Here is a 9008-nt window from a genome sequence, read left to right as displayed (position 1 = left end):
GCCCGCTCGCGCTGCGGCGGGCCGGGTCGGCGAAGACGCCGTCGACCCCCTCGGCGGCGAGGTCGAGGGCGAGGCCGTCCCCGTGCCGGACGACGGCCTCGGGGAAGTGGCGCAGGTTGACCGTGGCGATCGCCGCCGTCATCTCGTCGACCTCGACCCCCAGCACGGCCAGGCCCAGGGCCGACATCGCCATCGCGTCCCCGCCGATCCCGCAGGTGAGGTCAGCGACCCGGGTGCAGCCTGCGGTGGCGTAGCGGCGCGCGTGCCGGGCGCCGACCACCAGGCGGGTGGACTGCTCGAGACCTGCCTGGGTGAAGAGCATGCCGTCGGCGAAGTCGTCGAACTTGTCCTTCGCCCTGGCGCGCAGGCGGGACTGGGTCAGGGCGGCCGAGACGAGGTCCGGGTTCACGCCGTCGCGGCGGAGCCGGTCGGAGAGGGCCATCGCCCGGGCCTCGTCGTACGGCGGCAGGGCGCCGAGCAGGGCCCAGCCGTCCGGGCTCAGGAGCTGGGTCAGACCGGCGGCATCCACGCGGTCGATCCTCGCACGTGGTGACGCCTCGCCGCCGATCGCTGGCACTCGTGTTGACCGAGTGCTAACGGCAGCCTAGATTCAGTGCTGGCACTCCTCCTCGGAGGGTGCCAGAACGACCGGTCGCACGGTCGGGCTGGCCGGCACCCGCGACGACGGGCGGTCCAGGCCCTGCGACCGACGCACGTCCACCATCCGTCACCACGATTGCGAAGGGGAGGTCCGCTGTGTCGGTCTCCATCAAGCCGCTCGAGGACCGGGTCGTCGTCCGTACGCTCGAGGCAGAGCAGACGACGGCATCCGGTCTGGTCATCCCGGACACAGCCAAGGAGAAGCCCCAGGAGGGCGAGGTCCTGGCTGTCGGTCCCGGTCGCGTCGACGACAACGGCAACCGTGTGCCGCTCGACGTCACCGTGGGTGACAAGGTCATCTACAGCAAGTACGGCGGCACCGAGGTCAAGTACGCCGGCGAGGAGTACCTCATCCTCTCGGCCCGCGACATCCTGGCGGTCGTCACCGCCTGAGGTCCCCTCGGGAGCCTAGGAGCCCCGGTCACCGGTTCACGCCGGGGGCCGGGGCTTCGTCGTGCCCGATTCGGTCGTTGGGCGTCAGGGCTGCACGCAGAGCTTGCACCTCCGCAGTCAGTGCCTCGATCTCAGCCCGGGTTGCTGCGCCATCGGTGCTGGTCTCGTCTTCGACGCTCTCGACGAGCCAGGATGCCAGGGTGGCCGTCACGGTGCCGAGCAACGCGATCCCGCCCAGCATCAGTGCGAGTGCGATGAGGCGGCCCGTCGTCGTGACCGGATACGTGTCGCCGTAACCGACGGTCGTCATGGTCGTGACGGCCCACCAGAGTCCGTCGCCGAGGTCGGTGATAAGGCTCCCGGGCGCACCGCGCTCGGCGTCGGTGATCGCAAGCCCTGCGACCAGGAGGATGATCGCGGTGCCAGCTGAGACGTAGACCACAACACGTCCACGTAACCCGTGCGCGCCGGTGCGGTTGAGCACAGCCAGAACGGTGACCAGGCGGAGTAGGCGCAGTGGCCGGAGCATCGGCAGCAAGATCACGGCGAGATCGAGTGGGTGTCGGCGCACGAAGGCGAGTCGATGCCGGGCAAGGCTGAGGCGCACGACGTAGTCGATTCCTACCAGGGCCCAGGTGACCAGAACGACGGAGGTGCAGGCGAGACGGAGCTCGTCGGATACGTCGGGTCGGGCAATCGGTATCGCGTAGGCGACGAGGAACAGGAGGGCTGCGCCAGCTAGGGGCAGCTCCGTCCGCGCTTCCCAGCGTCGTACGGCAGGTTCGCTCGATGTCGTCACCGCCCGAGTGTTCCAGCGTGAGCCGCGGCAGCCCGCCAGGCACGACGAGGCCCCGCCCGGGATCGGACGGGGCCTGGTCGTCGGGGAGCCCGACGTGGTCGCCCTGGGGAGGGGCGGGCAGACCGGTGGTCAGCCGGCCTTGCGCAGTCGCTCGGACAGGACGGCGGCGCGCTCCTCCTCGGAGAGGCCGCCCCAGACGCCGTAGGGCTCGCGGACCGTGAGCGACTGCTCGCGGCACTCGTTCAGCACCGGGCAGGTCGCGCAGATCGCCTTGGCCGCCTCGGCGCGGCGGCGGCGCGCCGAGCCGCGCTCGCCCTCGGGGTGGAAGAACAGCGTCGGGTCGGCGTCGCGGCACTTGCCCTCGTACTGCCACTCCCACAGGTCCATCACCGGTCCGGGCAGGCGCGAGATCTCCGTCATGGTTCCTCCAGGGTCATTCTGTGGATCGGCGGATCGCTCGGCGTGGGCCGGCGGGCCGTGCAGTACGACCAACTTAGAACCGCTTCAGAAGTTGGTCAAGCCCCTTGCTCACGGTTCTTCGTTCTGGCGCGGTTGCTTGGTCGTCGAATGCCACCGACGTGGTTCGCCGATCCGCCGGTCCGGGGGCTTCTCCGAGACTGAGTGGCGGAGCGCGTCAGGTGCTGGGCACAATCGCTTCATGGCCGCTGCAGTCGGACGTCACGTACCCCCGGGTGGCCCGAGCGAACCCCCGCTCACCGCCCCCACCCTCCCGACGAAGGGAACGGCCACGAACTCCTCAGCCCCAGGTCCCTCGCTCACGGTCGCAGCGGTCGCCCGCCGGCTCGGCGTCGCGCCGGCCACCCTGCGCACCTGGGACCGCCGCTACGGCCTCGGCCCCTCGCAGCACCTCGCCGGGTCGCACCGTCGCTACTCCTCCTCCGACGTGTCGCGGCTGCTGGTGATGCGTCGGCTGACCCTCGAGGGGGTCGCCCCCTCGGATGCGGCACGGACGGCGCTCGAGTCGCAGCCGGCCGGTGGGGACGGCACGCCCGGGACGTCGGACCAGGCCAGGGCGACCGCAGTCGTGGACGCCTTCGCCGACGCGGGACCGATGGCGCCGGACCCCCCGGGCCTGGTCGCCGCAGCCGTGCACTTCGACAACGCGGCCGTCCGCTGGATGCTCGCCCGCGTGCACCCCGGTGACGTCGTCGCGTGGTGGACCCAGCTCGTCCAGCCTGCCCTCGACGCCCTCGAGGACGAGGTCGCCGTCGCCGGACCGGGGGAGAGCGCCGGTCCGGCACTCACCGCGGCCGCCTATGCCGAGCTGCGCAGCCGGGCGGCTGTCACCGCCTCCCGGATGTCCCTGGGCACCGACGCCGCGGCCCCCACGATCCTGGCCGTCGGCTGCGTCCCCGGTGCAGAGCTCGTGGTCCACGTGCTGGCCACGGCTCTCCAGGAGCACGGCGTCCAGGCCCGCGTCCTGTCGGTGGCTCGCGCCGAGGCCGTCACCGCGGCGATCACCCAGGTGCGCCCCGAGGCCGTCCTGCTGCACATCCACGCCGACGAGGACGGGACCAGCGCCACGCCCTGCGTCGAGGCCGTGAGCGCGGCGGTCGAGGCCGCTCCCCGGCCGGCCCCGTCGATGGGCTCGCGACCTGACGTGCCGATCTTCGTGCACCTCGAAGGCGCTGGCCGGATCGCGCTCCCCGCCGGCGCTGACGTGCACCGGGTGCGGACCCTCACCGGCGCCCTCCACGAGATCCTCGCCGTCGTCCGCTGACCCCGGTCACGGCGCGACGGGCTGGCTGACGGCGGTCGTGATCGGCCCGCGGGGTTCACCCGTCGTGGGGGCTAACGTTCCCGGGCTCCGGAGCCGATGACTCTGAGGCACGGAGTTTTCCCGTGCCCGGGGCCCGAGGCCACCCGCGACGCGTCGCGGTGTCGGCCCGCGCCCCGTCAGACCGACAGAGAGAGAGATCATGGCAGGGGTCGTCGTATGCCATGGGTCCTCCACCGTCCGTGAGCGGATCGTCGCCGCCGCGCACGGCGTACCCACCCTGGGCCCGGCCCGGGGCGCCGCGACGGCCGAGGAGCTCCTCGCCCTCGCCCGCAAGAGCTCCCCGGCCCTCGTGCTGCTCGACTCCCACCTGCCCGGTGCAGGCCCGATCGAGGCCCTGCGTCGGCTGCGGACCCTCGGTGCCTCGGCGGTCGTCATCATGCTCGCCGTCCCCGGGGACGAGATCACCCTCGACCGGGCGATCGCCCTCGGCGCGCGGGGCTACCTCGCCCCCGACGTCGATCGCTCCGAGCTCGCGGCCGTCGCCGCCCACAGCCTCTCGGGGACCGTCGTACCCCGCCAGGGCGGGCCCGTGGGTGCTCCTGCCGGGTCGGGCTCCCCAGCAGGGGACCGTGGGCCGGTCGAGGGGCGCACGGAGGGCCTCGCGCCGGTCGTGCCGCTGCGCACCACGGCTCCCAACGGCCTCGAGCTGACCAAGCGTGAGCTCGAGGTCCTCACGGGCATGAGCAACGGTCGCTCCAACGCCCAGATCGGCGCCGACCTCTTCCTCAGCGAGGACACCGTCAAGACCCACGCGCGCCGGCTGTTCCGCAAGGTCGGTGCCGCGGACCGGGCCCAGGCCGTCGCCATCGGGCTCCGCACGGGCCTCATCCGCTGAGGGGACGTGCCGGGGGGTGCCTCCTGGTGCGTACTATCGCGGGGTGAGCGCGTCCGAGCCCAGCCCATCCGCAGCCGAGCCCACCGCCGACGGCCCCTTCGGGATGATCGGCCTGACCTACGACGACGTCCTGCTCCTCCCCGGGGAGACCGACGTCGTGCCCAGCGAGGTCGACACGACCTCGCGCCTGACCCGGGGGATCTCCGTCGCGGTGCCGCTGGTCTCGGCAGCCATGGACACCGTGACCGAGGCGCGCATGGCGATCGCCATGGCACGTCAGGGCGGAGTCGGCGTCCTGCACCGCAACCTCTCCATCGCCGACCAGGCGCACCAGGTCGACCTGGTCAAGCGCTCCGAGTCGGGCATGGTGACCGACCCGGTCACCGTCAGCCCGGACGCGACCCTCGCCGAGCTCGACGCGCTGTGCGGCAAGTACCGCGTCTCCGGGCTCCCCGTGGTCGACGACCAGCGACGGCTCCTCGGCATCATCACCAACCGGGATCTCCGGTTCGTCCCGGGGGAGGACTTCACGCGGCTGCGCGTGGACGAGGTCATGACCTCCCAGCCCCTCATCACCGCTCCGGTGGGCATCGCCCGTGAGGACGCCGCCGCGCTGCTCGGCCGGCACAAGGTGGAGAAGCTGCCCATCGTCGACGAGGCCGGTGTGCTCCAGGGCCTCATCACGGTCAAGGACTTCGTCAAGACCGAGCAGTACCCCTCGGCGACCAAGGACGCCGAGGGCCGCCTGGTCGTCGCTGCGGCCGTCGGGTTCTTCGGGGACGCCTGGGACCGGGTGCTGGCCCTGGTCGAGGCGGGGGTCGACGTCCTCGTGGTCGACACCGCCAACGGGCACGCACGACTGATGCTCGACATGGTGCGCCGGATCAAGTCCGACCCCGCCACACGCCACGTCCAGGTGATCGGCGGGAACATCGCGACCCGTGAGGGGGCCCAGGCCCTGGTCGACGCCGGCGTCGACGCCGTCAAGGTCGGCGTCGGGCCCGGGTCGATCTGCACCACCCGCGTGGTCGCCGGGGTGGGCGTGCCGCAGGTCACCGCGATCCACGAGGCCGCCAAGGCCTGCAAGCCCGCGGGGGTCCCCGTGATCGGGGACGGCGGTCTGCAGTACTCGGGGGACATCGCCAAGGCCCTCGTGGCCGGGGCCGACACCGTGATGCTCGGCGGCCTGCTCGCCGGGTGCGACGAGAGCCCCGGGGACCTCGTCTTCGTCAACGGCAAGCAGTTCAAGCGCTACCGCGGCATGGCCTCCCTCGGCGCGATGCAGTCCCGCGGCGACCGTCGCTCCTACTCCAAGGACCGCTACTTCCAGGGCGACCTCTCCGACGACGAGATCATCACCGAGGGCATCGAGGGGCAGGTCCCGTACCGAGGTCCGCTCGGCGCGGTCGCCCACCAGCTCGTGGGCGGTCTGCACCAGTCGATGTTCTACGTGGGCGCCCGCACGATCCCCGAGCTGCAGCAGCGTGGACGGTTCGTGCGGATCACCTCGGCCGGGCTCAAGGAGTCGCACCCGCACGACGTGCAGATGATCTCCGAGGCCCCGAACTACTCCTCCTCCCGATGAGCGGGGCACGCGTCCCAGGAGCGGCCGTCGACGTCGACGCCGTGACCGCCCTCGTCGAGCACGTGGCCGCGACCGTCGTCTCGCCGCGGTTCCGTGAGCTCACCGCCGGGGAGATCTCCGAGAAGTCTCCGGGTGACCTGGTGACGGTCGTGGACACCGCTGCCGAGGCGGCCCTGACCGCCGGGCTCGCCGACATCCTCCCGGGGGTGCCGGTGGTCGGTGAGGAGGCGACCTCGGCCGATCTCGGGCGTCTGGCCCTGCTGGGGGAGCCTCGGGTCCTCGTGGTGGACCCGCTTGACGGCACCCAGGCCTTCGTCGAGGGGTCTCCCGACCACGCGGTCATGGTGGGTCTGGTCGAGCACGGCGAGGCGGTGGCTGGCTGGATCTGCCTGCCCCAGCACGCGCAGACCTTCGTCGCGCAGCGTGGGGCCGGGGCGTGGTGCAACGGTGAGCGTCTGACGCGGTCGGTCACGCCCTCGGGCGGGCCGTTGCGGGTAGGGATCGCGGGCTACCTGCCTGACGAGGTCCGGTCTGCGGTGAACGCCAGGTTCGGCGGGCTCGAGGAGGGCTTCGTCACGAGCGGGCGGCTGTGGTCCGGGTACGAGTACTCGCGGCTGGCGCTGGGCGAGCGTGACGCCCTCGTGTACTGGCGCACGTGGCCCTGGGACCACGTGCCGGGGGCGGTGCTCGTCCGCGAGGTCGGCGGGGTGAGCCGGCGGCTCGACGCCACCGACTACCGGCCTGGCCATCCCGAGGACGGTCTGATCGCCGCTGCCGACCCTGAGGTCTACGACCGGGTGCGTCGGCCGCTCTGCCTGGACCGCTGAGGCGCCCCCTCGCTCACACCAGCGCAGGCTCCTGCAGCCTCACCGGCCAGGCGAGCTCTGCCCCCGGGCCGGTCAGGCCCTGGCGCGACCGCCAGGCGTTGAACCCCTCGGCCCAGTCGCGGTGGGCCTGGATCTGGCGGTCGTGGAGGGTGTCCAGCGTCGTCTCGGCGACCTCGGGGTAGCGGCGTGCGATCGCCGCCAGGACGTCCAGTGTGGCCAGGACGTCGATGTCGGCCGTGTGGAGGTCCGCGGTGCTCTGCACCCCGTAGAACGCGCACAGGTCCCCGAGCCGGCGCTTGCCGCGCCGGTAGCGGTCCAGGCTCCGGTCCAGGACCAGCGGGTCGACCACGACGCGGACCTCGCGCTCGATGCGCTCGGGCACGGTGGCCAGCCCGTACCGCCTGAGCTCGGCGTCGAGCAGGGAGAGGTCGAAGGAGGCGTTGTAGGCCACCACGGGCTCGCCCCGCACCAGAGCACGGCTCAGCGTGGTCGCGATCTCCTCGAGGGCTCCGGCCGGGGCATGGCCGAAGCGGCGGGCGTGCTCGGTGGTGATGCCGTGGATGGCGGCCGCCCCCTCGGGGATCTCCACCCCCGGGTCGATCAGCCAGGAGGTGACGGAGGTCTCGTCACCGTCGCGGCGGACCACCGCGGCGGTGACGATCCGGTCCTGACCGACGTCGACGCCGGTCGTCTCGGTGTCGAACCCGACCACCGGACCCTCGATCCATGCCATGACGACCTCCCTGCCGACTGCTCAGCAGCCTGCCAGCCACCACCGACACCGTCGTCGGGCCACGCCGGGCGCTCCGGGATCGGTAGACCTCCGTCGCCGGTAGCCTGGTCCGCGTGAGCAACGAGATCGAGATCGGACGCGGCAAGCGCGGCCGCCGGGCCTACTCCTTCGACGACATCGCCGTGGTGCCCTCGCGCCGCACGCGGGACCCGGAGGAGGTCTCGGTCGGCTGGCAGATCGACGCCTACCACTTCGACCTGCCTGTGGTGGCGGCCCCGATGGACTCGGTGATGAGCCCCGAGACCGCGGTCGCCCTCGGCAGGCACGGCGGGCTCGGCGTCCTCGACCTCGAGGGCCTGTGGACCCGGTACGAGGACCCGACGGCCCTGCTGGCCGAGATCGCCGAGCTGGCACCCGAGCAGGCGACCGCCCGGATGCAGGAGATCTACTCCGCCCCGATCATCCCCGAGCTGATCACCCAGCGCCTGCAGGAGGTGCGGCGCAGCGGCGTCACGGTCGCGGGCGCCCTCTCGCCCCAGCGCACCCAGCAGTACTGGAAGCACGTGGTCGACGCCGGGGTGGACCTCTTCGTCATCCGCGGCACGACCGTCTCGGCCGAGCACGTCTCGGGTCGCTCCGAGCCGCTCAACCTCAAGCGCTTCATCTACGAGCTCGACGTGCCCGTGATCGTCGGCGGCGCAGCGACCTACACCGCCGCGCTGCACCTCATGCGTACCGGCGCGGCCGGGGTGCTCGTGGGCTTCGGCGGCGGGGCCGCGCACACCACCCGTGTCTCGTTGGGCATCCACGCCCCCCTCGCGACCGCGGTGGCCGACGTCGCCGCTGCGCGTCGTGACTACCTTGACGAGTCGGGTGGCCGCTACGTCCACGTGATCGCCGACGGCGGGGTGGGGCGTTCGGGGGATCTGGTCAAGGCCGTGGCCTGCGGGGCCGACGCCGTCATGCTCGGTGCCGCCCTGGCGCGGGCGGCCGAGGCACCCGGCCAGGGATGGCACTGGGGCCCCGAGGCCCATCACCCCGAGCTGCCGCGGGGGGAGCGGGTCGAGGTCGGCACCGCGGGCACCCTCGAGCAGATCCTCTTCGGTCCGGGTCAGCAGGCCGACGGCACCCTGAACCTCGTGGGCGCGCTGCGGCGGGCCATGGCGACCACGGGCTACTCCGACCTCAAGGAGTTCCAGCGGGTCGAGGTCGTCGTCTCGCCCTACCAGCCGCACTGACCGGACCCACCCCACCGCACGGCAGGACCCCGCGAGCCCTCTGGGCCGCGGGGTCCTGCCGTGCGGTGCCCGGGGCGGAAGATCGGCTCCAGTGCCCCCCAGCGGCGCCCCAGCCGCGGCGGCCCAGGGCCGCCCCA

The 9008-nt window shown here is 72.7% G+C and carries 9 protein-coding genes and 1 pseudogene; 6 read left to right on the top strand and 4 right to left on the bottom strand.

The genetic code is table 11. The features are described 5' to 3' along the window. Positions 1-529 (bottom strand): annotated as a pseudogene (locus tag L0B03_RS09935) (SAM-dependent methyltransferase); the annotation flags it as partial. A 227-nt stretch (positions 530-756) separates the two neighbouring features. On the opposite strand from L0B03_RS09935, the gene groES reads away from it, so the two are divergent. Continuing rightward, on the top strand, positions 757-1053 hold the full coding sequence (gene groES, locus L0B03_RS09930) for a co-chaperone GroES (RefSeq protein ID WP_208055988.1): 297 nt from the start codon (positions 757-759) through the stop codon (positions 1051-1053). Between the two features lie 28 nt (positions 1054-1081). On the opposite strand, the gene L0B03_RS09925 is transcribed toward groES, so the two are convergent. Beyond that, positions 1082-1852, bottom strand: coding sequence for a potassium channel family protein (locus L0B03_RS09925; protein WP_250445642.1), 771 nt, complete (start codon positions 1850-1852; stop codon positions 1082-1084). 129 nt (positions 1853-1981) lie between these two features. Then, positions 1982-2272, bottom strand: coding sequence for a WhiB family transcriptional regulator (locus L0B03_RS09920; protein WP_250445641.1), 291 nt, complete (start codon positions 2270-2272; stop codon positions 1982-1984). Positions 2273-2510: 238 nt separating this feature from the next. Here L0B03_RS09920 and L0B03_RS09915 point away from each other — a divergent pair, with 238 nt between their 5' ends. From L0B03_RS09915 to L0B03_RS09900, 4 genes are all read left to right on the top strand, one after another. After that, a complete protein-coding gene (locus L0B03_RS09915; protein ID WP_250445640.1) occupies positions 2511-3593 on the top strand; it encodes a MerR family transcriptional regulator in 1083 nt (360 codons plus the stop codon). Positions 3594-3792: 199 nt separating this feature from the next. After that, complete coding sequence (locus L0B03_RS09910; RefSeq protein WP_250445639.1) at positions 3793-4488, top strand: response regulator transcription factor; 696 nt, start codon at positions 3793-3795, stop codon at positions 4486-4488. Positions 4489-4591: 103 nt separating this feature from the next. Then, complete coding sequence (gene guaB / locus L0B03_RS09905) at positions 4592-6073, top strand: IMP dehydrogenase (RefSeq protein ID WP_250445643.1); 1482 nt, start codon at positions 4592-4594, stop codon at positions 6071-6073. Continuing rightward, entirely contained in the window at positions 6070-6900 is an 831-nt protein-coding gene (locus tag L0B03_RS09900; RefSeq protein WP_250445638.1) for an inositol monophosphatase, read from the top strand. Before guaB ends, L0B03_RS09900 begins: the two co-directional genes overlap by 4 nt. Positions 6901-6913: 13 nt before the next feature. On the opposite strand, the gene L0B03_RS09895 is transcribed toward L0B03_RS09900, so the two are convergent. After that, positions 6914-7633, bottom strand: a complete 720-nt coding sequence (locus L0B03_RS09895; RefSeq protein WP_250445637.1) for an exonuclease domain-containing protein — start codon at positions 7631-7633, stop codon at positions 6914-6916. Between the two features lie 113 nt (positions 7634-7746). Between L0B03_RS09895 and L0B03_RS09890 the strand changes: the two genes are divergently transcribed. Further along, positions 7747-8871, top strand: coding sequence for a GuaB3 family IMP dehydrogenase-related protein (locus L0B03_RS09890; RefSeq protein WP_250445636.1), 1125 nt, complete (start codon positions 7747-7749; stop codon positions 8869-8871). Positions 8872-9008 lie beyond the last annotated feature (137 nt).

It is taken from the genome of Actinotalea sp. C106 (genome assembly GCF_023630195.1).
Classification (GTDB): Bacteria; Actinomycetota; Actinomycetes; order Actinomycetales; family Cellulomonadaceae; genus Actinotalea.
Note: the sequence above shows the minus strand (reverse complement) of the source record. Positions and strands in the feature narration are given on the sequence as shown.